Below are 22,014 nucleotides of genomic sequence, written 5' to 3' on the forward strand. Positions count from 1 at the left end.
CGGCTCATGCTCCCAAGGGCCGGAGCAGATCGCGGCTGATGATGTGCCGCTGAATCTCGGAGGTGCCGTCCCAGATGCGCTCGACACGGGCGTCGCGCCAGAAGCGGGCAAGCGGCAGGTCGTCCATGAGACCCATGCCACCAAAGATCTGGATCGCCTCGTCGGTAACGCGGGCGAGCATTTCGGAGGCGTAGAGCTTGGCGGAGGCGATCTGCCGGTCCGCGGGACGGCCGGCATCGACCTGCCAGGCGGCAGCAAGCGTCAGCCAGTCGGCCGCGTCGATCTCGGTGATCATGTCGGCGAGCTTGAACGACACGCCCTGATTGGCGCCGATCGGCCTGCCGAACTGCTTGCGTTCGGCGGCATAGGGCAGGGCCATCTCGAAGACGCGCCGCGCCCGGCCGACACAGGTGGCGGCAACCGTCAGCCGGGTGCCGTAAAGCCACTGATTGGCGATATCGAAGCCGCGATGCACCTCGCCCAGCACCTGGGCTTGCGGAATGCGGCAATCTTCGAAGCTGAGCGTTGAGTTGTGGTAGCCGCGATGCGAAACGGACTCGTAGCCTTTGAGGATTTGAAAGCCGGGCGTGCCGCGATCGACGAGAAAGGCGGTGATCTTCTTCTTGATGCCTTTCGGCGTTTCCTCCTCGCCCGTCGCGGCAAAGACGATGACGAAATCGGCGACGTCGGCATGCGAGATGAAATGCTTCGTGCCGTTCAGCACGAAGTCGCCGCCGTCGCGGCGAGCAGCGCATTTCATACCGCGCATATCGGAACCGGCATCCGGCTCGGTGATGGCGAGCGCATCGATTTTCTCGCCGCGCACCGCCGGCAGCAGATAACGTTCGCGCTGCTCGCCCTCGCAGGCCATCAGGATGCCGGAGGGCCGGCCGAAGAAAACCGTCAGCCCGAGGGACCCGCGTCCGAGCTCCCGCTCGACCAGCGTGAAGGTGACATGATCGAGGCCGGCCCCGCCGAGTTCCTCCGGAAAATTGCAGGAATAGAAGCCGAGCTCGATGCATTTGCGCTGGATCTCGCGCCCGAGTTCCGGCGGAACCATGCCGGTGCGCTCGACCTCGTTCTCATGCGGATAGATTTCGGTTTCGACGAAGGCGCGAACCGTATCGACGATCATTTCCTGTTCCTGGCTGAGCCCGAAATCCATGTCGCTCCTCCTACCGCCTCTGGCCGACGGAACGGCCGGCACCTTCCGGCAGCGCCAAATCCGAATGAGCCACGACGATCGCCTTGATTTTATCGAGCACAGCGGCCGGCGCCGGCACGGACTTGCCCGCCTTGCTGTCGACATGCAGCAGCATCTGTTCAGCAGTTGCGATCACCGCGCCCGTCGCCGTGTCTTGCAGTGTATGGAAGAGATGCAGCCGTTTCTCGTCAGCGGCGAGGACCTGGCAGGTGGAATGGATCGCCTGCCCGAGTTTGGCTTCGCCGAGATGGCGGATATGGCTTTCCACCGTATAATAGCTCTGCCCCGCCTCGACATAGGCGAGATCGACGCCGATCAGGCGAAGCAACGCATCGGAGGTATCGCCGAACACCTGCAGATAGCGGTGTTCGGTCATATGGCCGTTGTAATCCACCCAGGCGGGGCTGACCTTGGTTTCGACCAGCCTCAGCGGCTTCGACGGGTCGAGTGAGGCGGTCGCGCCGCCGTCTGCCCAAAGTGATTGCTCGAAATCCTTCAACAGCTTGCCGGCGCCCCAGCCTTTGCCGCCATCGCCGCCCTTCAGCGCCTGCAGGATGCCGACGAGGTTTTCGTCGCGAATGCGTTCGAGCTCGCGGATCGACAGGCCGGCCGCCTGTTCGTCGGATTGCCGGCCGATCTTTTCGATCAGCGCATCGTCGAGATCGACGACATCGGTGAGCTTGGTCCAGGGCCAGGCGAGGCAGGGACCGAACTGGGCGAGGAAGTGGCGCATGCCGGCCTCGCCGCCGGCGATGCGATAGGTCTGGAACAAGCCCATTTGCGCCCAGCGAAGGCCGAAGGAATAACGGATGACGTCGTCGAGCGTCTCGACGGTGCAAATATCATCATGGATGAGCCAGAGGGCCTCGCGCCAGAGCGCTTCGAGCAGCCGGTCGCCGACGAATGCCTCGATCTCCTTGGCGATGTGGACGCCCTTCATCCCGATCCGCGGCAGTCTCTCCATCGCCGCATGGATAGTCGCAGCCGAGGTTTTTGCACCGCCGACAATTTCGACGAGCGGCAGCAGATAGACGGGATTATAGGGATGGGCGACGAAGAGGCGCTCGGGACGGTTCATGTCGCGCTGCAGATCGGTCGGCAGGAGGCCCGAAGTGGACGAGCCGATCAGCGCGTCCGGGCGGGCCGCGGCATCGATCTCGGTCAGCACGCGGCGCTTGAGGTCGAGCCTTTCCGGCACGCTTTCCTGGATCCAGTCGGCATCGGTGACGGCTTCTTCAAGCGTCGCGCAAAAGCGGAGCCTGCCCTGCTGTGGCAGCGGTGCGCCGGTCAGCATGGCATAGGCTTTTTCGGCATTGGCGATCACTTCGCCGACGATGCGGCCGGCTTCCGGATGCGGATCGAACACATCGACGTCGATGCCGGCCAGCAGAAAGCGGGCGATCCATCCGCCGCCGATGACGCCGCCGCCGATACAGGCCGCCTTGCTGATCTTGGTCATGATATCCTCAGCGTTTCGTCAGCTTCAGCTTCTTGCGCACATCTTCCGGTCCGATGATGCGCGCGCCCATGCCTTCGATCACCTGCGCGGCCTTTTCGACGAGCCGCGCATTGGTGGCGAGCTGGCCTTTGCCGACAAAGAGATTGTCCTCGAGGCCGACCCGCACGTTGCCGCCGGCCAGAACCGCCGCCGCCGGATAGGCCATGGCGTTGCGGCCGATCGAAAAAGCCGAGAAGGTCCAGCTCTCGGGCACGTTGTTGACCATCGCCATGAAGGTATTGAGATCGTCCGGCGCGCCCCAGGGAATGCCCATGCAGAGCTGAATCAGCACCGGGTCTTCGATCAGGCCCTCTTCGGCAAGCTGCCTGGCGAACCACAGATGGCCGGTGTCGAAGGCCTCGATCTCCGGCCGCACACCAAGAGCCGTCATCTTGCTTGCCATCGCCCGCAGCATGGCCGGCGTGTTGGTCATGACATAGTCGCCGAGGTTGAAATTCATCGTACCGCAGTCGAGCGTGCAGATCTCGGGCAGGCATTCGGCAACATGGCTGACGCGTTCGGTAGCGCCTGCCATATCCGTGCCTTTTGGATTGAGGGGAAGTGGGCTTTCGACATCGCCGAAGATCAGGTCCCCGCCCATGCCGGCTGTTAGATTGAGGACGACGTCGACATCTGCCGAACGGATGCGGTCCGTGACCTCCCTGTAGAGATCGTTGCGGCGGCTGGCGGTCCCCGTTTCCGGATCGCGGACATGGCAGTGAACAACGGCCGCCCCAGCCTTGGCGGCGTCGATCGCGGAATCCGCGATCTGCTTGGGAGTGATGGGAACGTGGCTGGATCTGGAAACCGTGTCGCCGGCGCCGGTGACGGCGCAGGTGATGAAGACATCGCGGTTCATCGCAAGAGGCATGTTTTTGTTCTCCCGTCTTATCAAGCATTACGCGGCAGGATGGGCGGAGATGCTTTGCATTCTCGGAAGCTATTGATACATTATCGGAACAAGCGGGAGGCGACTTTGCTGCAGCGATCAACAGAACGGCTTGATATCGACCTTCTCGTCCTGCCGGAGACAAACCTTATCCTGGTCGCCTCGGTCATCGAGCCGCTGCGCGGCGCCAACCGCATCGCAGGCAGCGAGCTCTATCGATGGCGGCTGCTGACGCCGGACGGGGCGCCGATCCCGACCACCAGCCATATCGCCATTCCGGCCGACGGAACCTTCCGGGTGACGAGTGAGGAGACGCCGCTTTTCGTGCTGGCCAGTTACAACTGGCAGAAAAGCGCGACGCCGGCGCTGAAGATGCAGCTCTCGCAGGCTGCCCGCTACCGCACGATGATCGCTGGTATCGAGTCCGGCACCTGGCTGCTGGCCGAAGCAAGCCTGCTCGACGGGCAGCCGGCGACCGTCCATTGGGAGGATTACGAGGACTTTGCCACGGCTTATCCTGAGGTGCAGGCCGTCAGGGATCGTTTCGTCGTCGACGGCAAGCGGCTGACGACCTCAGGTTCGCTGCCGACTGTCGACCTGATGCTTGAGGTGATCCGGCAGCGGCAGGGTTATTCGCTGGCACTCGAGGTCAGCCGGCTGTTCCGCTACGAGCAGCCTTCCTTCCATGTGGACGAACCGCTTTTCGCAGCTTCGGCGGGCCTGCGCATGCAGGACCCCCGCGTGACGCAGGCAGTGCGACTGATGGAAGAACATATCGAGCAACCGCTGGTTTTGACGCGGCTCGCCCGCAGGATAGGCGTCAGCGCCCGGCATCTGCAGGATCTCTTCCAGCAGAGCATCGGCGCGCCGCCGCATGTGCATTATCTGGCGCTGCGTCTAAACACGGCGCGCCGCAAGGTGATCGAGACGACAGCATCTTTCGCCGACATCGCGGCTGCAACCGGCTTCAATTCGGCCTCGGCCTTTGCGAGAAGCTACCGGGCGAGTTTCTCTGAGAGCCCATCGCAGACGAGGCACCGCTTGCGCCGGCGCATCATGCCATCGGCGCCGCCGACGTAGGCTGGAACGCCTCCCGGATCATTTCGGCAAGCTCGCGGATGGCTTCGGTGGAACGGTAGGTGCTGCGTCGGAGCACGACCTTCGACGAATCAACCGGCGGGAAACCGTCTTCGGCAGTCAGCTCCCGGCAGCCGGGAGGGATACTGCTGCGGGAAAGCGTGGTGACGGCAAGGCCGGCGATCAGCGCATTTTTCAGTCCCGAACCCGTATCGGCGATGAAGGCGATCCGGTAATTGCGGCCGATCTGCTCTAGCGACCGGAGCGCAAAGTCGCGGGACCAGGTGGAGTTGCGATAGGTGGCGATGGGAAGCGGATCGAGATCGTGCAGCCGATGGACCAACGATGTGACCCAGACGGTGGGATCAATGCAAATGACTTCGCCTTTCGTCTCGTCGCTCCAGTCGAAAACGACGGCCAGATCGAGCTCGTCCCGCTCCAGGGCGGCGAGGTTGCGTGATGTATAGTCGCAGGAGACGGTGACCTCGACCGCCGGGTGGCGTACGGCGAAAGCTGCAAGGGCTGCCGGCAGCACCGTCTGGCTATATTCCTCGGGAATGCCGATGCGTACCGGTCCATCGAGCGGTTTGCTGCGGATCGTCGCGGCGGCCTCGTTCAGCAGATCAATGACCCTTCGGGCATAGGGCACAAGCTGGATGCCCGGGCGCGTGAGTTGAACGCCACGGGCGCCACGCTCGAAGAGAGCTTCGCCGATCGTCTGCTCTAGCCTCTTGATCTGGGTGCTGACGGCTGACTGCGTCCGTCCGATGCGCTGGGCAGCCGCGGAGAAATTCGACGTCTCGGCGACGACCAGGAAGGTCCTCAGCAGCTCGCTCTCGATGGGTTCATGCATCAGATAGCCATAGAAAAAATCGATGAGAGCTATCTCTACTATTCGTTTGTCTTATGTCAATTGCTGGCGCAGAAATGGGCGGCGTTCGACTTCCTTCTTTGAGACTATCAGCGTGACCATTCAAAATCCGACCACGCGCCTCGCAGGCAGCGAGCACGAGAAGGGTGTGCTTCTCATCGTTGCCGCGACTTTTGCCTGGAGTGCCAGCGGCGTTTACTCGCGGCTGCTCACGACCGACGTATGGACGGCGATCGCCTGGCGGTCGTTGTTCGGAGGCCTGTTCCTGCTGATCCCCTGCCTTTTCCTCGAAGGGGGCATTTCGCGGCGGCAATGGCGTTCCGTCTTCCATCCGTCGGGCCTGGCGATGATCGCATGCCAGACCTTCAGTCAGGGATGCTTCATCGGATCGCTTTATATGACCACCGTCGCCAATGTGACGATGATCTATGCGACCACGCCCTTCATCGCGGCCCTGTTCGGCTGGATCATTCTGAAAGAAAAAGTTGCCCGGCGGACCCTGATTGCCGGCGCCGTCTCGTTCTGCGGCGTCGCGGTTATCGTCGCCTCGTCGATCGGCGGCGGCACCGGTTGGGGCGACCTGCTGGCGCTCGGCATGACTGCCTCTTTCGCACTCGTCATCATCATTCCGCGCATCAGTCCCGGCGTGCCGAGCCTACCGCCGACCGTCGTCAGCGCCTTTCTGACCCTCGTCATATTCGCGCCGTTCGGTTCGGTCGGCTCGCTCGACCTGCACAACTGGATCGTTCTTGCCGCCTTCGGCGCCACCAATTTTTCGCTGGCGCTCGTGCTCTTCCTCGCCGGGGCAAAGCGGATGGCGCCGGCGGAGGCCGCGCTGATCGGCACGATGGAAATCGTGCTGACGCCCTTCTGGGTCTGGCTGCTGTTTTCCGAGCAACCGCCTATCGCCACCTATTTCGGCGGCGCGATCATCCTTGGCGCCGTGTTCTGGCATACGGCAATCGACTTCAACCGCAGCCAGCGGTTACGAGACGGCTAGAGCCAGCTTTACAGCGTCATATGGTCTTTGGCCTCGATTAGCCGAAGAACGCACGAAGCTGAGCGAAAAATCCGCTTGGTTGGGGATCTGCCATCTTACGCACACGGCGAGCGACTGTTGCCGCGCTGACGCGTTCACCGAAATGGCAGAAGCAGACAAGCTCGTGCAATTCCCCGTCACTGAGTTCGAAGAATCGTATGGCTTCTCCGTAGCTGTCATTTTCCATTCCTGCCGCCCGCAGAATGGGATCAGCGAATGCCACAGAGATCGGAGTATCGTCATCGCGCAAGGCAATACGATCTGCGATCGGCTGATATTCTGTTTCGTGAAGCGTCCTAAGAAACGGCTTGGGGCTGCGTTCGAGACTTTCGGCCCACCGTTCAATCCGTTCGCGCCGTGTCAATTCAAGGCGCTTGCAGGTCGTGCTGACCTTCGCAATCGTTTTCAACTGCTCCAGTGCATACTGTTCCATTTCGGCCTCCTATCCTCGAGAAAAATAGATGGTCCGCTCCCAAGAATAGCGTCGCTCAGGTCGCAGCCGATGTCCAATCACGATTGGAAACGGCATTTGCCGCTGGTTGGACAGATGCGGTCACAGCGTGATGGAGGAACCCTGCATCGCGCAAGCCATTTCATCGGAGGCCTGCAATCAAATCTTCTGAACCGATCCGGAAAACCGCCCTATTCCGGGGATCAACTCATACCTGCCAGCGACATGCTATCGGAGTTTTCCGACTGTCGTCTTTGAGTTGCACCCATGTCGTTTTTTCGGGCGCTGTTTTCTGCCGGGCATGGTTTGCTTATGGTGTTCAAGGCGCTCGTCACTGGCGACAGAACCGTTGGAAGGCCGACCGAAGATTCCAGGATGAATCGAAAGGAGGTTCTGGAGCCCGGAAACCAGCTCTTGCGCAGCAAATCGGCGGATTGCGGCGGCGATGACGAGCGGAACGACAGGCCCGACCTATCGTCTTCACTCTCCCCTCCATCAATCTGTCCCCGCCTGTTTGCGAAATTCGAATATCGCCGGATGTGGCGTTGTGAATACCGGGCTGCAGAGGAGGCAGGCCGGCGGAAAGTTGCCATCGATTGCATCGGTTGCAGATCGAGGCGTTCAACGAATGGGAGGAATCCATGAGCAAGAATAGAGGCGTCGTTTACTTGAGGCCCGGCAAGGTCGAAGTTCGCGACATCGACGATCCGAAGCTGGAAGCGCCCGACGGCCGCCGTATCGAGCACGGCGTCATCCTGAAGGTGATCTCGACCAATATCTGCGGCTCCGACCAGCACATGGTCCGCGGCCGCACGACGGCGATGCCGGGTCTGGTCCTCGGCCATGAAATCACCGGCGAGATCATCGAGAAAGGCGTCGACGTCGAGATGCTCGACATCGGCGATATCGTCTCGGTGCCCTTCAACGTCGCCTGCGGCCGTTGCCGCTGCTGCAAATCCCAGGATACCGGCGTCTGCCTGACGGTAAACCCGGCCCGCGCCGGCGGCGCCTATGGTTATGTCGACATGGGCGGCTGGATCGGCGGACAGGCACGCTACGTCACCATTCCCTATGCCGATTTCAACCTGCTCAAAATCCCGGATCGCGACAAGGCGATGGCCAAGATCCGCGATCTCACAATGCTTTCCGACATTCTGCCCACCGGCTTCCATGGGGCGGTGCGGGCAGGCGTCGGGGTCGGCTCGACCGTCTACGTCGCCGGCGCCGGCCCGGTCGGGCTTGCGGCTGCCGCTTCGGCTCGCATTCTCGGCGCGGCCGTCGTCATGATCGGTGATTTCAACAAGGACCGCCTGGCGCATGCGGCGAAGGTCGGTTTCGAGCCGATCGACCTGTCCCAGAGCGACCGCCTTGGCGACATGATCGCGCAGGTGGTCGGCACCAATGAGGTGGACAGCGCCATCGACGCGGTCGGCTTCGAGGCGAGAGGGCATTCGGGCGGCGAACAGCCCGCGATCGTGCTCAACCAGATGATGGAGATCACCCGCGCCGCAGGTTCGATCGGCATTCCCGGCCTCTACGTCACCGAGGATCCGGGCGCCGTCGACAATGCCGCCAAACATGGCAATCTGTCACTCCGCTTCGGCCTCGGCTGGGCCAAGGCCCAGTCCTTCCACACCGGCCAGACGCCGGTGCTGAAATACAATCGCCAGCTCATGCAGGCGATCCTGCACGATCGGCTGCCGATTGCCGATATTGTCAACGCCAAGGTCATCCCCCTCGACGATGCCGCTGCTGGATATGAAAGCTTCGACCATGGCGCGGCGACGAAATACGTCCTCGACCCGCATGGAGAGGTCGCGAAAGCCGCCTAACACCGAGGAATGACGAGCAAACTGGCGGCGCCGCGTATCTTTCAGATGCGCGGCGCCGTAGCATTTTGAAACTCGCAATCATAAGAAATTGCCGGCGAAACTACTCGATGCTGAACGGGAAGTATTTTGCGTTGATCATGTCATAGGTTCCGTCCGCCTTGATGCTCTTCAACGCTTCGTTCAAGCGCGTCAGACGCTCTTTGTCATCCAGGCGCAGCGCGATGCCGGCGCCTTCACCGAAATATGTGACGTCGACCAGATCCGGCCCTTTGAACTCGCAGCAGGTTCCCGCCTTGGTGTTGGCGATCCAGTCGTAGATGGCGAGTTTGTCCTCCAGGATGATATCGACGCTGCCGTCCGACAACCCCTTGTACAATTCAGGCGAAGACCGGAAGACCTTCTTTTTCATCTCCGGATAGAGATGGTTGGCGTAGGATTCCTGAGCCGTCGACGACGTCACCCCGAGTATCTTGCCGCTGAGGCCAGCGGGGCTGACATCGCTGATCGGCGAATCCTTCCGAGCGATGAACACGGAGGGGCTGTTGTAGTATTTCTCGGTGAAAGCAACCTTTTGGCGGCGCTCGAGGCTCATCGACATGGACGAGATGATCGCGTCGTATTTATCGGCAACCAGATTGGGGATGATATCGTCCCATTTCTCGATGATGAACTGGCATTCGAACTTGCCGACCTCGCAAAGCGCATTGGCAATATCGATGTCGAAGCCCTGAAGCTTGTTGTTTGCATCGAGATAGTTGAAGGGCGGAAATGCGCCTTCGACGGCAATTCGCATCGGCATGCGATCCTGCGCGGCCGCTGGGATTGGCGAGGCCGCGGCCAATACCATACCCAAGCCCCCCGCCATCAGCGCTCCACGCAACATCGTCTGAAGGGATATGCGCAGCATCGTCGGGAGCTCCTTGGGCCGTATTCGATTTCGCCCATAGTGCGCCGTAGCTTTTAATTCTACGTGAACGCTTCTTTGTTAGCGTCGACGCATGCGCCCGTATTGTGGTGTTCAGGGGTCTAGGCTTGCATATCGTCGTTCCTTCCAGCTCCAATACGTTTCAGCAATCCTGGATCGCCTCGGGAAGAATTCTCTTTCTGATTGCCGTCAGCGGGCTTGGAGCAATTGGACTCGTCGTGCTTTCGGCGCTCTGGGCAGGAACCGAGAGCGACGCGGCCGCCCTTGATCGCCAGCGCCAGCTCGTGAATGCGCGCCTGCGCGAGCAGGTCGATCAAGTCGCGCATGTTATCGGCCAGTTCGGCAACGGCTACCTCACACGGGTTTATCCCGCCGCCCGGTCAACCGGAGGCTCCTCCAGCCTCGATGCCGTCCTGACGGCGGCAGCCGGCAGTGCGATCAGCCAGACGGCAATGTCCGCCTTCGGCTACGACCAGGCTTTCGTCGTTGACGAGAAGGCCCAACTGCTCATGCTGGCGGACGCCCAGACGGAAAAGCGTTATCGCTGGATGAAGCCTCTGTTTTTGCCTCTCCTTCAGGATGCCCGCCTGGGGGTCACACAAGGGGCGGCGTCCGAACGAACGCCGTCCTCGATGGAAAGCCGCCTTGCAAGCGTCGCCGGCTCCAACCCTGCGTTGGCCAATCTGATGCGGCTCGAAGGTCGTCCGACGATTGTCGGCGTCGTCGCCATCAACGATGCCGGTCAGGGACGGCAACAGCCAATGCGGCAATTCCTGATCGTCGTTCGGTTTATCGATGGTGCGGCGCTCGACGAATTGAGCCGGCAACAGGGGCTCAACGGCGCACGCTTTGCGCGCACCGCCGATGCCGACGAGAACGAGGTTGCATTTCAGATCGACGCGACGGCAAACGGCGAACCGATCGGCTTCATCGTCTGGCGGCCTGATCTTCCGGGTTCAAGGGTCATCGGCCGTTTGATGCCGGCCCTGTCGATCGCGGCCCTGGTGATCGCAGTCCTGTTTTCGGTTCTGCTGGTGCGCCTCAGAAGCAGTCTCGGCAAGTTGAAGAAAAGCGAGCTGCATGCACGGCAGCTTGCCTTGCATGATGTGCTGACCGACCTTCCCAACCGCGCCTTGTTCGCGATGCGGTTCGAAGAGTGCCTGGCCGAGACGCGGAATTCCACCGAGCGCTCGGCCGTTGCGCTTCTCGACCTCGACCGCTTCAAAGCCGTCAACGACACGTTTGGCCACGCAGCCGGCGATGAACTCATCAGGATGGCTGCGGAGCGGATCCGCTCGATACTGCGTCCAGGCGACACGCTTGCCCGGCTCGGAGGGGATGAATTTGCCCTGCTTCTGCGGGACATCAAAGATCATGATCAAGTTTTGCCGGCGATATGCGAAGCGATCGTTGCCGAACTTGGCAAGCCCTTCCCGCTTTTGCGCGGCGAGGCGGTCGCCCGCGTCGGCGGCTCGATCGGCGTGACCGTAGTGCCGGACGCCGGCCGGAATGCCGACGACGTCATGCGCTACGCCGACGTCGCGCTCTACGAGGCAAAGATGGGCGGGAGAGGTCAATGGCGGCTCTATTCGCCGTCCATGGACGGCGGCAGGAACGCGCGCGACATTCTCAAGAACGAATTGCGCGAAGTTCTGGCCAAAGGCACGTCTTCACCCCCTGGCCTACAGTCGGATCCCATTGCAACCAGGCCGGACTTCGGATCGCTTGAGGTCTATTACCAGACGGTGCACCGCGCCGAAGGAGGATACCCCGCCTCGGGCGCGGAGGCCCTCGTGCGCTGGCGTCACAGCCAGCGCGGCCTGTTGACGCCAGCCAGCTTCATCCCTGTCGCCGAGGAAGGCGGTCTTATCGACGCTCTCGGTTTCTGGGTGCTGCGCGAAGCCTGCCGAACCGCCTGCAAATGGCCTGAGCATACGTTTGTTGCCGTTAACGTGTCTCCCGCTCAGCTGAGACGGCCGAATTTTGCTGAGGAAGTCTTCGCCGTGCTTGAAGAGAGCGGCTTGCCGCCATCCCGGCTCGAGCTCGAGCTTACCGAGTCCTCGCTCATCGAGGACAACTCGGACGTCTATTCGGTGCTACAGTCGCTGCGCAGCCAGGGTATTCAGATTTCGCTCGATGATTTCGGAACCGGCTTTTCATGCCTCAGCCACCTGATGCGCTTCGACATCGACCGCATTAAGATCGATCGTTCGTTCGTCTCGCTGCTCGGCACAAAAGCCAACGGGGCAGCGATCATCGGCGCCATCGTCGCGCTCAGCCGCAACCTCGGTATCTCGACGACGGCGGAAGGGGTTGAGACCGAATATCAACGCGACTTCCTCGCCGCCCTCGGCTGCACCGACCTCCAAGGCTATTTCTTCTCCAAACCAGTTCCGCTACGCGAACTCGATTGTTTCCGCGAAGCCGAGAGCGCTGCCGGATTGCTGACGCCCATTTCCGGCGCCGTCGCCTGAAGGATTCCGATCCTCCACAGGTCACGGGAACTTTCGCCGCGGACGGCGGTTGACGCCCGAAGACCGAATGGAGGATATGATGGGCGAGATCGGCGAGTGGCGGCACCTCTGCGTCGACATGCAGCGGATGTTTGCCGAAGACACGCCCTGGCACGTTCCCTGGATGGCGCGGGTCGCTCCGCAGATCGAGGAACTCGCCGGCCGGCACCCGTCCCGAACGATCTTCACCCGCTTCCTGCCACCCGAGCACGCCGACGAGATGCCGGGCAAGTGGCGTGATTATTACCGGAAATGGTGGATGATGACCGGCGAGCACCTTCCGCGCGACCTCGTCGATGTGGCCTCGTCGCTGGCGTCGCTGGTTCCGCCGGCAAGGCGCTTCGACAAGCGCACCTATTCCCCCTGGATCGACGGACGGCTTCATCAGACCCTTCAGTCGGAGCGGGTCGATACTCTGGTGATCACCGGCGGTGAAACCGATGTCTGCGTGCTTGCCACCACGCTTGGTGCCATCGATCTCGGCTATCGTGTCATCGTGCTGAAAGACGCCGTCTGCAGCAGCGCCGACGACACCTATGACGCCTCGCTGGAACTCCTGCACGACCGCTTCTCCGTGCAGCTCGAACTCATGGAGACCGAAGCGTTTTTGCGGAGCTTTGGCTGAAACAGTTGTTTCGTCACCGCCGCACTCCCAGCTCACGATGCGATCATCAAGTCCGGACGAGGTGGCCGCTTGAAACTTGCTCGATTGTGGTAACGCCAAGCAGGGCCATGTTGCTATGGATCTCAGCCTTCAGGATGTCTGCCGCCCTCAATACGCCAGGCAGACCGGCTACAGCAGCCGCATAGAGAAACGGTCGCCCGACAAACACGAAACGTGCCCCCAGCGCCAAGGCCTTGATAACGTCAGTTCCGCGGCGGAAGCCGCCATCGATCATGATCGGGATCCTGTCGCCCAGACGTTCCACGATTTCGGGAAGCGCCATCAGGGGAGTGATGGCGCCATCGAGCTGTCGGCCACCGTGATTGGAGACGATCACCCCGTCAGCCCCTGTCTCAGCAGCACGCGCTGCATCGTCCGGATGAAGAATGCCCTTGACGATCAGCTTGCCGCTCCAACGGTTGCGGATGCGCTCGAGATGGCTCCAGTTCAGATGGTCTCTTCGGCCAAAGTCCCGCATGACGTTGGAGGCGATGATCGGTGCGCCTCTGGTTGCGTAGGAATTTTCAAAATGCGGGATGCCGTGGCGCGCGATCGTGCGCAAAAACGTCCCGATGGTCCATTGCGGGTGCGTCACACCCTGCCATGCCAAAGCGAGACTGGGCCGCAAAGGCGTCGAGAAGCCAGCCCGGATATTGTTTTCCCGGTTCGAGAGAACGGCCGTATCGACGGTAAGCAACAAGGTGGTAAAGCCTGCCGCAGCAACGCGGTCCACCAGCGCATCGATGCGTTCGGGCTCTCCGGGCAGGTAGGCTTGGAACCAGGTCGCGGGCGCGGCGGCAATAACCTCTTCGAGCCGAATGAGCGAGGATCCGCTCATGATCATTGGAATGCCGCACTGCGCTGCGCCAGCGGCAAGAACAATGTCGCCGCGATAGGCCATGAGCGCGCTGATTCCCATTGGGGCGATACCGAAGGGTGCGGCATAAGTCCGACCGAATAAGGTGGTTTCCGTGCTTCGCGTCGATACGTCCTGGAGAATCCGCGGGCGCAACGCATAAGTCTGAAAGGCTTCGACATTTTTTCGCAGCGACGCGTTGGTTTCGCTTCCACCGGCAATATAGCCGTAGAGAGGCTTTGGCAGATGCCGTTTTGCCTTTGGCTCGAAGTCATCGAGGCATAGCATAGCCTGCGCCAGCCGGGTCAACCGACGGGAGTCGAGGCTGCTTACTTTCATGGGCTTGCTCCGTTGGATTAGAGACTTAATTTATCTTCTGGGAGAGGGCATGAACGCCATTGCATCCACCGCTGTGGACTGTGCCTCCCCACAGCTTCAAACTTCACCTGCTTCGAATGCTTCCTTGCGACCCTTCCGAATGGACGGGAAATATCAAAGTTATCAGCATACCGGCGGTAATCAACAGCAGGGCAGCGCTGATCGGGCGTTCCGGGAAGACCTGCAGATCGCCTCGGAAAGAAGCGGGCCTGGCGGCTGAAAGGATCAGTAGACTTTCACATCGGTCCCTCTCCTCGACCTCGGCATTGCGGCTGACGATCGCGCCCGTCCAACGCATGTCGATCTGGTCTGGCCGAACGGCGCGGCCGCCGCCTAGTCGCGAAGGCTCGCCCAGCTTGCGCCGTGGCGAGCCGACAGGTCGATGACGCCGCCCTCGACGGCAATCCGATGCTTTTTCTCGGGCCTTCTCTTGACCTCAGGCGATGCCGCCGAGGCAGACATATTTGATTTCGGTGAATTCCTCGATGCCGTATTTCGAGCCTTCGCGGCCGAGGCCGGAGAGCTTGACGCCGCCGAAAGGCGCTTCGGCCGTCGAGATCAGCCCGGTGTTGACGCCGACCATGCCGTATTCCAGTGCTTCGGCCACCCGGAAGACCCGGGCGAGATCCTTGGCGTAAAAATAGGAGGCAAGGCCGAACTCGGTGTCGTTGGCCTGGATGATCACATCAGCTTCGTCCTTGAAGCGGAAGAGCGGCGCCACCGGCCCGAACGTCTCTTCCTTGGCCACGGCCATGGCAGGGGTGACGTCCGCCAGAACGGTCGCCTCGTAGAAGCGTCCGCCGAGTGGGTGCCGCTGGCCGCCGGCAACGACGCGCCCACCCTTGGAAAGCGCATCGGCGACATGTTCCTCGACCTTGGCAAGTGCCGACTCGTCGATCAGCGGGCCGAGATTGATGCCCTCGTCGAAGCCGTTGCCGGTCTTCAGCGCCCCGACAGCCTTCGAAAGTTTCTCGGCGAAGGCATCATAGACGCCGTCCTGCACATAGAGCCGATTGGCGCAGACGCAGGTCTGGCCGTTGTTGCGGAATTTGGCGATCAGCGCCCCTTCGACGGCCGCATCGAGATCGGCATCGTCGAAGACGATGAAGGGGGCATTGCCGCCGAGTTCCAGCCCGAGCTTCTTGATCGTCGGCGCACTCTGCCGGTAAAGCTCGGCGCCGACTTCGGTCGAGCCGGTGAAGGTCAGCTTGCGCACCACCGGGCTTGCGGTCATTTCACCGCCGATGGCGCGCGCCGAACCGGTCAATACGCTGAAGAGTCCCTTCGGGAAATCGGCGCGTTCGGCAAGAATGGCGATGGCGATCGCCGAAAACGGCGTCTGCGAGGCCGGCTTCAGCACCATGGCGCAGCCGGCGGCAAAGGCCGGTCCCGCCTTGCGGGTGATCATCGCATTGGGGAAATTCCAGGGGGTGATGGCGGCAACGACGCCGATCGGCTGCTTCATGACAAGGATGCGCTTGTCCTTCTGGTGGCCGGGCACGATGTCGCCATAGACACGCCTTGCTTCCTCGGCAAACCATTCGATGAAGCTCGCGCCATAGGCGATCTCGCCCTTGGCTTCGGCAAGTGGCTTGCCCTGTTCTGACGTCAGGATGCGGCCGAGATCGTCCTGATTGTCCATCATCAGCTGGAACCAGCGCCTGAGGATCACCGAGCGTTCCTTGGCGGTGCGGGCCGCCCATTCCTTTTGCGCAATCTCGGCTGCGGCAATCGCCGCCTTGGTTTCGGCTGCGCCCAGATTGGGAACGCGGCCGATGATCTCGCCGGTCGCCGGGTTGTCGACCGCAATCCCATTGTCCCCCGCCTCGATCCAATGGCCGCCGACCAATGCGGCCTGTCGGAACAATGTTGCGTCGTTCAATTCCATGACTTTATCCTCGCCAACGTTGAAAAGCGCGCGATTTCGCCCGCTCTCGGGGTAAACGTTCAAGGCGCGATAATCGGCTGTGCCTTCAAATCAGGCTCGACCACTTAGGCACCGGCAAGCAGCCTACCATGTTCGAACCAGGATTTGGGAGCATTGCGGCTCCGAACGCGGCAAGTTCATGAATTGGCATCCTGCTTGGATCCTCAATGCATGTCCTCCGAAGAGTGCAACTGTTCCGGGCGACATGCCTAAAACAAAAGGGATCAAAGCGCGGCGCATGAATCACGTTTGATGCGACGCGCTTTGGAATCCGGGCCGGAGCGTTAAACTTGATCGAAGAGCGACTGTCGAGGGCCGTTCAATGCGACGCCACGGATGGCTTTTCAGCCACCGTCATCAACAGGCATCATGCGACATTTGTCAGGACCCTACTCTAGCTCACGGCATGGCCGGCCAAACCATAAATCACCGGCTCGCCGCTCATCCTGGTCAGGAAGCGCCCCCTTTGGACGACGTCACGCCCTTCAGGAGTTGATCGAGAGCGTGTGCGGCGGCAACGATGGTCTGCGAGGGTCTGGCAAACATTTCGAAGAATCTGGCTTCCCGTGGCATTAGCCTGCTCACCACGCCCGGGAACCTTTCCTCATGCGGCCGATTGTCATAAATCTGTCATAAAGACGCCCAGGCAATTGAAGCGGCAAACAAATTCGGTAATTCATTCGTTATGACACCGAGCAGAAAAAGCAGGAAGCCTCGACCGGACAAGTCCCAGCCACTGCTACGGCAGCTCGCTGCTGTTCCTGAAATGCTGTTCGCCGGTGCATTCCGTCAACAGTACGGCGCTGTCTGCTTCCGCCACGGCAATGCCGGATCCGCGATCGAGATCCTGGTGATCACATCGCGCGACAGTGGACGCTGGGTCATTCCGAAGGGGTGGCCGATGAAAGGGAAAAAGCCTTTCGAAGCAGCAGCAATCGAGGCCTGGGAGGAGGCCGGTGTGCGAGGGACCGTGAAGAAAAAACCGGTCGGTCGCTATACCTATCTGAAAGAACTCGACAATGGCGACGTGGGCCCCTGTATCGTCGACATGTTTCAGATTGAAGTCACTGATATCAGCAGCGATTTCAAGGAGCGGGACCAGCGCATTCTCGAATGGGTCAGCCCCGACGAAGCGGCACGCCGCGTTCGCGAGATCGAACTCAAATCGCTTCTCGTCCAATTTGAACCGCAGGGACGCAAGAAGCGTGTTCGCGGCTGACCACGGGCTTCTTCGCCGCGTCGCAGCGCCGCGCGTCCTTATCGCTCGAATGGTTCGCCGAGCGAGGCGACGCCGTTCAGTTTCAGCAGGCGGCGATCGGCGGAGATGATGCCGAGCACGATGATGGTGACGAGATAGGGCAGGCTCGACAGCAGCTGCGAGGGAACGTCGAGCCCGGTTGCCTGGGCGGCAAGGCCGACCAGCGAGACCGCCCCGAAAAGGCAGGCGCCGAGGAAGATGCGGCCGGTGAGCCAAGTTCCGAAGACGACGAGAGCGATGGCGATCCAGCCGCGCCCCGCGATCATTCCATCGGCCCAGAGCGGTGTGTAGACCACCGCCGCGTAGGCGCCGGCGATACCGGCCATCGCGCCGCCGAAGGCGATGGCAAGGACGCGGACCGATATCACCGAATAGCCGATGGCATGGGCGGCCTTTGGGTTCTCACCGACTGCACGGACGATGAGACCGAGCTTGGTATAGGCAAACATCGCCCAGAGAGCGAGGGTGGCGGCGAGCGAAATCCACACGACGACATCCTGGACGAACAGGCCGCCGATAACCGGCAAGTCCGAAAGCCAGGGAAGGGCGAGTTTCGGAAGTCCTTTGACCGTCAGGCTTTCATAGGTCTTGCCAAAAAGGGCCGAGAGCCCCTGGCCGAAAATGCCGATGGCAAGGCCTGCCGCGACCTGGTTTGCCCGGAATCCGAGCGTGACGAAGGCAAAGAGCAGAGACAGCGCAGCGCTGCCCAGTCCCGCGACGACGAAACCGAGCAGATGTCCGCCGCCCTGGTAGACGATGATGAAGGCAAGCACGGCGCCGAGGGCCATCAATCCCTCGACCCCGAGGTTGAGGACGCCGGCGCGCTCTGCCACCAGTTCGCCGAGCGCTGCGAGAAGAAAGGGTGTCGCAGCCGCAAGCATGCCGGCCAGAATGAACTCGATGGCGTTCATGAATGGCTCCGATGGGCGGTGCGGGGCCATTCGAGACGGTAGCGCACGAAGGCGATGGCAACGAGATAGGCAAGCAGCAGGCTGCCCTGAAAGACTCGGACGGCAGCGATCGGCAGGTTGGCCGAGACCATGGCATTGTCGCCGCCGATATAGATGACCGCCATAACAAGCGCCGAGACAATGATGCCGAGCGGGTGCAGGCCGCCGAGATAGGCAACAATGATCGCCGCATAGCCGTAGCCGCTCGAAATCGAACGCTGCAGTTGGCCGAGCGGACCGGCGACTTCGGCTGCTCCCGCAAGACCGGCGGCAAAGCCGCCGATCAGCAGCGACAGCCAGATCGCCCAACCCTCCCTGAAGCCGGCATAGCCGGCAGCCCGCGGCGCCAGACCGCCGACCTGCAGCTTGTAACCGATGAAACTCTTCTGCATGAAGATCCAGGCCGCAAAGGACAAGACAAGCGTGATGAGAAACGAGACGTTGAGGCGGGTGCCGGAAATCAGGGTCGGGATCATCGCATCATATTGGAACATCACCGACTGCGGGAAGTTGAAGCCGTTCGGATCCTTCCAGGGGCCGAGCAGGAGATAGTTCAGCAGTTGCACCGCAACGAGGCTCAGCATCAACGAAACGAGGATCTCATTGGCATTGAGACGCACGCGCCAGAAGGCGGTGAACGAAGCCCAGAAGGCGCCGCCGAGCGCGCCGAGCAGCAGCATCGCCGGCCAGATCCACTGGCCCGTCGCCTGCGGAAACCAGACGGGAATGGCAGAGGCGAAGATCGCGCCGAGAATGAACTGGCCTTCGGCGCCGATATTGAAGACCTTGGCGCGGAAGCCGATCGCCAGTCCCTGAGCGATGAGGAGAAGCGGGCCGGTCTTCAAAAGCACTTCCGAAAATGACGCCCAGGAGAGGAAGGGCTCGAAAAGCAGCGCATAGACCACCGCGACGGGGTCGCGGCCCATCAAAATGTAAAGGCCAAGGTTGAGAACGATCGCCCCCCCGAGTGCGATAACCGGCGCAAGGAAGGCCGCGGCAAGCGAGGCGCGCTCCCGGCGCACGAGCGTGGGGAGGAAAGCAGGAGACCAGGCACTCATGAATGGACTTTCTCGGGCGAGGTTTGTGCCCCGATCATATATCGGCCGATCTGCTCGGGTTTCGTGTCCCGGGTGGCGAGCGGCGGGCTGAGCCTGCCGTGGTACATCACGTGGATGGAATCGCAGAGTTCGAACAGCTCTTCGAGCTCCTCGGAAATGACGAGGATCGCCATGCCCTGATTGCGCAATGCGATCAGGCGGCTGCGGATGGCGGATGCGGCGCCGATATCGACACCCCAGGTCGGCTGCGCCACGAAGAGCAATTTCGGCGACAGCATGATTTCGCGACCGACAATGAACTTCTGCAGATTGCCGCCGGACAAAGTGCCGGCTTCCGCATCCGGGCCGGGCGTGCGGACATCGTATTGGTGGATGCAATCGCTGGTGAAGGCCACCGCCCGCGTCCTGTCGATGAGACCACTCCGCAAAAGCTTGAGCGGATGGGCCGTCAGCAGGCTGTTGAGGACGAGCGACATTTCGGGGACGGCGCCGCGTCCGAGCCGGTCTTCCGGCACGAAGGCAAATCCGAGCCTCCGCCGCGCGGCGGCATCGAGCCTGCCGACATCCGTTCCCAGCATATAGATCCGGTCGCGCTGTTCGCGCCCCAGCACCGTCTCGCCTGAAATCAACGCGGCAAGCTCGCTCTGGCCGTTGCCCGAAATGCCGGCAATGCCGAGAATTTCGCCGGCACGCACTTCGAGACTGATGCCGGAGAGCGGCACCGCAAAGGGATCGTCGGGCCGGTAATCCAGCCCGATGACCTCCAGCCGCTTTTCCCCACCCGACCGCGGCAGCGCCGGGATGGGCGTTGGCATATCGCGGCCGATCATCATGCCGGCAAGGTCATGGGCATCATGTTCACGGGGGTCGACGTGCCCGGTCACGCGTCCGCCGCGCAGGATCGTCGCCCGGTCGCAGATCGCCCGGATTTCCTCGAGCTTGTGGGAAATCAGCAGGATGGAAACGCCGCCGTCGCGCAGACGACGCAGCGTGTCGAACAGCTTCTCCACCAGCTGCGGCGGCAGGACGGAAGTGGGTTCGTCAAGGATCAGCAGCTTCGGATTGGCCATCAGGCTTCGGATGATCTCCACCCGTTGCCGTTCACCGACAGACAGCGAATGCACATGGGCAAGCGGATCGACTTCGAGGCCGAATTCCCGGCCGAGTGTGCGGATGCGTTCTTTAAGGTCGGCCTTCCCACCCGGCACGACCAGCCGAATATTCTCCAGGACGGTCAGGGTCTCGAACAGCGAAAAGTGCTGAAAGACCATGCCGATGCCGTTGCGCCTCGCTTCCGCGGGGGAGGCGAGGCGCAGGGGGTTTCCTTGCCAAATGACGTCCCCGTCATCCGGTTGCTCGACGCCATAGATCAGCTTCATCAGCGTCGATTTTCCCGCACCGTTTTCGCCGAGGATCGCATGGATCGATTGCGGAGCCACGTCCAGATCGATCGCCTGATTGGCGTGGATCTGGCCGTAGCTTTTCGAAATGCCGCGCAGCGACAGGAGGGGAGCGGTCATGCGTTATTTCGGCAGCGGCGTCGACACGCCCTTGACGTGCCAATTCATGGCGATGATCTCGGGGTCGGCCATGGTGGCGCCCGATGCGACACCTTCACTGCCGTCGGCTTTGGCGATCGGCCCGGTGAAGGGCGAGAAGCTGCCGTCGGCGATCTTTGCCTCGATCGCCTTGATCTTGGCCATCACGTCGGCCGGAATATCGGCGCTCCAGTCGACCACCTCGACGACCTTGTCGGCGACGCCGAGGAACGCATTGGCCCCCTTGAACGTACCGGCGAGATGGGCATCGACCGAAGCCTTGAAGAACGGCGACCAATCGGTCGAGACGCAGCCGAGATAGGTTTTCGGCGCATATTTCTTCATCGAGGAGTTGAGGTTGAAGGCGTAGACGCCGGCTTCCTCACAAGCTGAGATGACGGATGGCGTATCCTGGGCGTTGGAGAAGATCACGTCGCATTTCTGCGCGATCAGTGCCTTGGCCGCCTCCTGCTCCTTGGCCGGGTCGAACCAGGAATTGACCCAGACGACCGAGACTTCGATATCCGGCTTGACCGCCTGGGCGCCGAGCGTGAAGGCATTGATGGAGGTGATGAGCTCAGGGATCGCAAAGGCCGAGACGGAGCCGAGCTTGCCGGTCTTGCTGAGTGCCGCTGCTGCCATGCCGAGCAGATAGGTGCCCTGGAAATACTTGGCGGCGAACGGCGAGAAGTTCGGAGCCACCTGGAAGCCGGAGGCATGCAGAACCGTGACGCTCGGATCGCGGCGAGCGATCTGCAAAGCGCCGTTCTGATAGCCGAAGGAACCGGCGATCAGGAACTTGCTTCCATCGGCAACGGTCTTGGTCATGATGCGGTCGGCATCCGGGCCTTCCGCGATATTCTCCAGCACGGTGACTTTGACCTTGTCGCCATAAGCGGCCTTGATCGGCTCGAGCCCGGCAGCAAGGGCGTGCCCCCAACCGACGTCGCCGATCGGGGAGGGGACGACGAGTGTGATGCCGAGCGGCTTGTCGGCGGAAAAAGCCATGCGGCTGCCGAGCACGCCGGCAAGGCCGGTGGCGGCAGCGGCAGTCATCAGGTTTCTGCGGGTCAGTCTGGTCATGTT

19 protein-coding genes and 1 pseudogene are annotated in these 22,014 nt (G+C 61.6%); 7 read left to right on the forward strand and 13 right to left on the reverse strand.

Going from position 1 to position 22,014, the window contains the following annotated elements:
* Positions 1–4: 4 nt before the first annotated feature.
* The 3 genes from FFM81_RS22465 to bcoG are packed head-to-tail and all read right to left on the reverse strand — an operon-like array spanning position 5 to position 3,573.
* The gene (locus FFM81_RS22465; RefSeq protein WP_138384561.1) at positions 5–1,165 is read right to left on the reverse strand and encodes an acyl-CoA dehydrogenase family protein; all 1,161 of its coding nucleotides are present in this window, start codon (positions 1,163–1,165) and stop codon (positions 5–7) included.
* A 10-nt stretch (positions 1,166–1,175) separates the two neighbouring features.
* The gene (locus tag FFM81_RS22470; RefSeq protein WP_025417858.1) at positions 1,176–2,663 is read right to left on the reverse strand and encodes a carnitine 3-dehydrogenase; all 1,488 of its coding nucleotides are present in this window, start codon (positions 2,661–2,663) and stop codon (positions 1,176–1,178) included.
* Between the two features lie 7 nt (positions 2,664–2,670).
* Complete coding sequence (gene bcoG / locus FFM81_RS22475) at positions 2,671–3,573, reverse strand: 3-dehydrocarnitine:acetyl-CoA trimethylamine transferase BcoG (protein WP_138384560.1); 903 nt, start codon at positions 3,571–3,573, stop codon at positions 2,671–2,673.
* 105 nt (positions 3,574–3,678) lie between these two features.
* Between bcoG and FFM81_RS22480 the strand changes: the two genes are divergently transcribed.
* Complete coding sequence (locus FFM81_RS22480; RefSeq protein ID WP_025417856.1) at positions 3,679–4,671, forward strand: GlxA family transcriptional regulator; 993 nt, start codon at positions 3,679–3,681, stop codon at positions 4,669–4,671.
* On the opposite strand, the gene FFM81_RS22485 is transcribed toward FFM81_RS22480, so the two are convergent.
* Positions 4,646–5,521: a LysR substrate-binding domain-containing protein gene (locus FFM81_RS22485; RefSeq protein ID WP_003572306.1), complete on the reverse strand. Its 876-nt coding sequence runs from the start codon at positions 5,519–5,521 to the stop codon at positions 4,646–4,648. The genes FFM81_RS22480 and FFM81_RS22485 overlap by 26 nt on opposite strands.
* A 112-nt stretch (positions 5,522–5,633) precedes the next feature.
* On the opposite strand from FFM81_RS22485, the gene FFM81_RS22490 reads away from it, so the two are divergent.
* Entirely contained in the window at positions 5,634–6,539 is a 906-nt protein-coding gene (locus FFM81_RS22490) for a DMT family transporter (RefSeq protein WP_003572308.1), read from the forward strand.
* A gap of 37 nt (positions 6,540–6,576) precedes the next feature.
* Here the strand turns inward: FFM81_RS22490 and FFM81_RS22495 are convergent, their stop codons facing one another.
* Positions 6,577–7,011, reverse strand: coding sequence for a hypothetical protein (locus tag FFM81_RS22495; RefSeq protein ID WP_003572309.1), 435 nt, complete (start codon positions 7,009–7,011; stop codon positions 6,577–6,579).
* Between the two features lie 659 nt (positions 7,012–7,670).
* On the opposite strand from FFM81_RS22495, the gene fdhA reads away from it, so the two are divergent.
* Positions 7,671–8,861 (forward strand): formaldehyde dehydrogenase, glutathione-independent, encoded by a 1,191-nt coding sequence (gene fdhA, locus FFM81_RS22500; protein WP_003572311.1) that lies wholly within the window; start codon positions 7,671–7,673, stop codon positions 8,859–8,861.
* A gap of 100 nt (positions 8,862–8,961) precedes the next feature.
* Here the strand turns inward: fdhA and FFM81_RS22505 are convergent, their stop codons facing one another.
* Positions 8,962–9,768, reverse strand: a complete 807-nt coding sequence (locus FFM81_RS22505; RefSeq protein ID WP_025417855.1) for an ABC transporter substrate-binding protein — start codon at positions 9,766–9,768, stop codon at positions 8,962–8,964.
* A gap of 125 nt (positions 9,769–9,893) precedes the next feature.
* Here FFM81_RS22505 and FFM81_RS22510 point away from each other — a divergent pair, with 125 nt between their 5' ends.
* Positions 9,894–12,260, forward strand: coding sequence for a putative bifunctional diguanylate cyclase/phosphodiesterase (locus tag FFM81_RS22510; protein WP_041686596.1), 2,367 nt, complete (start codon positions 9,894–9,896; stop codon positions 12,258–12,260).
* Between the two features lie 79 nt (positions 12,261–12,339).
* Positions 12,340–12,924, forward strand: a complete 585-nt coding sequence (locus FFM81_RS22515) for a cysteine hydrolase family protein (protein WP_003572318.1) — start codon at positions 12,340–12,342, stop codon at positions 12,922–12,924.
* A gap of 46 nt (positions 12,925–12,970) precedes the next feature.
* Here the strand turns inward: FFM81_RS22515 and FFM81_RS22520 are convergent, their stop codons facing one another.
* Positions 12,971–14,158: an alpha-hydroxy acid oxidase gene (locus FFM81_RS22520; RefSeq protein WP_003572320.1), complete on the reverse strand. Its 1,188-nt coding sequence runs from the start codon at positions 14,156–14,158 to the stop codon at positions 12,971–12,973.
* Positions 14,159–14,207: 49 nt separating this feature from the next.
* Here FFM81_RS22520 and FFM81_RS22525 point away from each other — a divergent pair, with 49 nt between their 5' ends.
* Positions 14,208–14,417, forward strand: a complete 210-nt coding sequence (locus tag FFM81_RS22525; RefSeq protein WP_138384559.1) for a hypothetical protein — start codon at positions 14,208–14,210, stop codon at positions 14,415–14,417.
* Between the two features lie 30 nt (positions 14,418–14,447).
* Here FFM81_RS22525 and FFM81_RS32800 read toward each other — a convergent pair.
* Positions 14,448–14,528: pseudogene (locus FFM81_RS32800) on the reverse strand (2-oxo-hepta-3-ene-1,7-dioic acid hydratase); the annotation flags it as partial.
* A 105-nt stretch (positions 14,529–14,633) separates the two neighbouring features.
* The gene (gene gabD, locus FFM81_RS22530) at positions 14,634–16,085 is read right to left on the reverse strand and encodes an NADP-dependent succinate-semialdehyde dehydrogenase (protein WP_025417851.1); all 1,452 of its coding nucleotides are present in this window, start codon (positions 16,083–16,085) and stop codon (positions 14,634–14,636) included.
* Between the two features lie 724 nt (positions 16,086–16,809).
* Here gabD and FFM81_RS22535 point away from each other — a divergent pair.
* The gene (locus FFM81_RS22535) at positions 16,810–17,343 is read left to right on the forward strand and encodes an NUDIX hydrolase (protein WP_097532943.1); all 534 of its coding nucleotides are present in this window, start codon (positions 16,810–16,812) and stop codon (positions 17,341–17,343) included.
* A gap of 38 nt (positions 17,344–17,381) precedes the next feature.
* Here the strand turns inward: FFM81_RS22535 and FFM81_RS22540 are convergent, their stop codons facing one another.
* The 4 genes from FFM81_RS22540 to FFM81_RS22555 are packed head-to-tail and all read right to left on the reverse strand — an operon-like array spanning position 17,382 to position 22,011.
* On the reverse strand, positions 17,382–18,293 hold the full coding sequence (locus FFM81_RS22540; protein ID WP_138384558.1) for an ABC transporter permease: 912 nt from the start codon (positions 18,291–18,293) through the stop codon (positions 17,382–17,384).
* Positions 18,290–19,390, reverse strand: a complete 1,101-nt coding sequence (locus tag FFM81_RS22545; protein ID WP_003572328.1) for an ABC transporter permease — start codon at positions 19,388–19,390, stop codon at positions 18,290–18,292. The genes FFM81_RS22540 and FFM81_RS22545 overlap by 4 nt, the downstream gene beginning before the upstream one ends.
* The gene (locus FFM81_RS22550; RefSeq protein ID WP_138384557.1) at positions 19,387–20,910 is read right to left on the reverse strand and encodes an ABC transporter ATP-binding protein; all 1,524 of its coding nucleotides are present in this window, start codon (positions 20,908–20,910) and stop codon (positions 19,387–19,389) included. The genes FFM81_RS22545 and FFM81_RS22550 overlap by 4 nt, the downstream gene beginning before the upstream one ends.
* 3 nt (positions 20,911–20,913) lie before the next feature.
* Entirely contained in the window at positions 20,914–22,011 is a 1,098-nt protein-coding gene (locus FFM81_RS22555; protein WP_025417846.1) for a BMP family ABC transporter substrate-binding protein, read from the reverse strand.
* Positions 22,012–22,014 lie beyond the last annotated feature (3 nt).

The organism is Rhizobium hidalgonense, assembly GCF_005862185.2.
In the GTDB taxonomy this organism is placed as follows: domain Bacteria; phylum Pseudomonadota; class Alphaproteobacteria; order Rhizobiales; family Rhizobiaceae; genus Rhizobium; species Rhizobium hidalgonense.

What these genes read in the sequence shown, in the direction of transcription:
- FFM81_RS22535 (WP_097532943.1), top strand. Translation starts at nt 16,810, where the DNA reads ATGACACCGAGCAGAAAAAGCAGGAAGCCTCGACCGGACAAGTCCCAG.
- fdhA (WP_003572311.1), top strand. Translation starts at nt 7,671, where the DNA reads ATGAGCAAGAATAGAGGCGTCGTTTACTTGAGGCCCGGCAAGGTCGAA.
- FFM81_RS22485 (WP_003572306.1), bottom strand. Translation starts at nt 5,521, where the DNA reads ATGCATGAACCCATCGAGAGCGAGCTGCTGAGGACCTTCCTGGTCGTC.
- FFM81_RS22505 (WP_025417855.1), bottom strand. Translation starts at nt 9,768, where the DNA reads ATGCTGCGCATATCCCTTCAGACGATGTTGCGTGGAGCGCTGATGGCG.
- FFM81_RS22525 (WP_138384559.1), top strand. Translation starts at nt 14,208, where the DNA reads ATGAACGCCATTGCATCCACCGCTGTGGACTGTGCCTCCCCACAGCTT.
- FFM81_RS22545 (WP_003572328.1), bottom strand. Translation starts at nt 19,390, where the DNA reads ATGAGTGCCTGGTCTCCTGCTTTCCTCCCCACGCTCGTGCGCCGGGAG.
- FFM81_RS22465 (WP_138384561.1), bottom strand. Translation starts at nt 1,165, where the DNA reads ATGGATTTCGGGCTCAGCCAGGAACAGGAAATGATCGTCGATACGGTT.
- bcoG (WP_138384560.1), bottom strand. Translation starts at nt 3,573, where the DNA reads ATGCCTCTTGCGATGAACCGCGATGTCTTCATCACCTGCGCCGTCACC.
- FFM81_RS22515 (WP_003572318.1), top strand. Translation starts at nt 12,340, where the DNA reads ATGGGCGAGATCGGCGAGTGGCGGCACCTCTGCGTCGACATGCAGCGG.
- FFM81_RS22540 (WP_138384558.1), bottom strand. Translation starts at nt 18,293, where the DNA reads ATGAACGCCATCGAGTTCATTCTGGCCGGCATGCTTGCGGCTGCGACA.
- gabD (WP_025417851.1), bottom strand. Translation starts at nt 16,085, where the DNA reads ATGGAATTGAACGACGCAACATTGTTCCGACAGGCCGCATTGGTCGGC.
- FFM81_RS22520 (WP_003572320.1), bottom strand. Translation starts at nt 14,158, where the DNA reads ATGAAAGTAAGCAGCCTCGACTCCCGTCGGTTGACCCGGCTGGCGCAG.
- FFM81_RS22470 (WP_025417858.1), bottom strand. Translation starts at nt 2,663, where the DNA reads ATGACCAAGATCAGCAAGGCGGCCTGTATCGGCGGCGGCGTCATCGGC.
- FFM81_RS22555 (WP_025417846.1), bottom strand. Translation starts at nt 22,011, where the DNA reads ATGACCAGACTGACCCGCAGAAACCTGATGACTGCCGCTGCCGCCACC.
- FFM81_RS22495 (WP_003572309.1), bottom strand. Translation starts at nt 7,011, where the DNA reads ATGGAACAGTATGCACTGGAGCAGTTGAAAACGATTGCGAAGGTCAGC.
- FFM81_RS22550 (WP_138384557.1), bottom strand. Translation starts at nt 20,910, where the DNA reads ATGACCGCTCCCCTCCTGTCGCTGCGCGGCATTTCGAAAAGCTACGGC.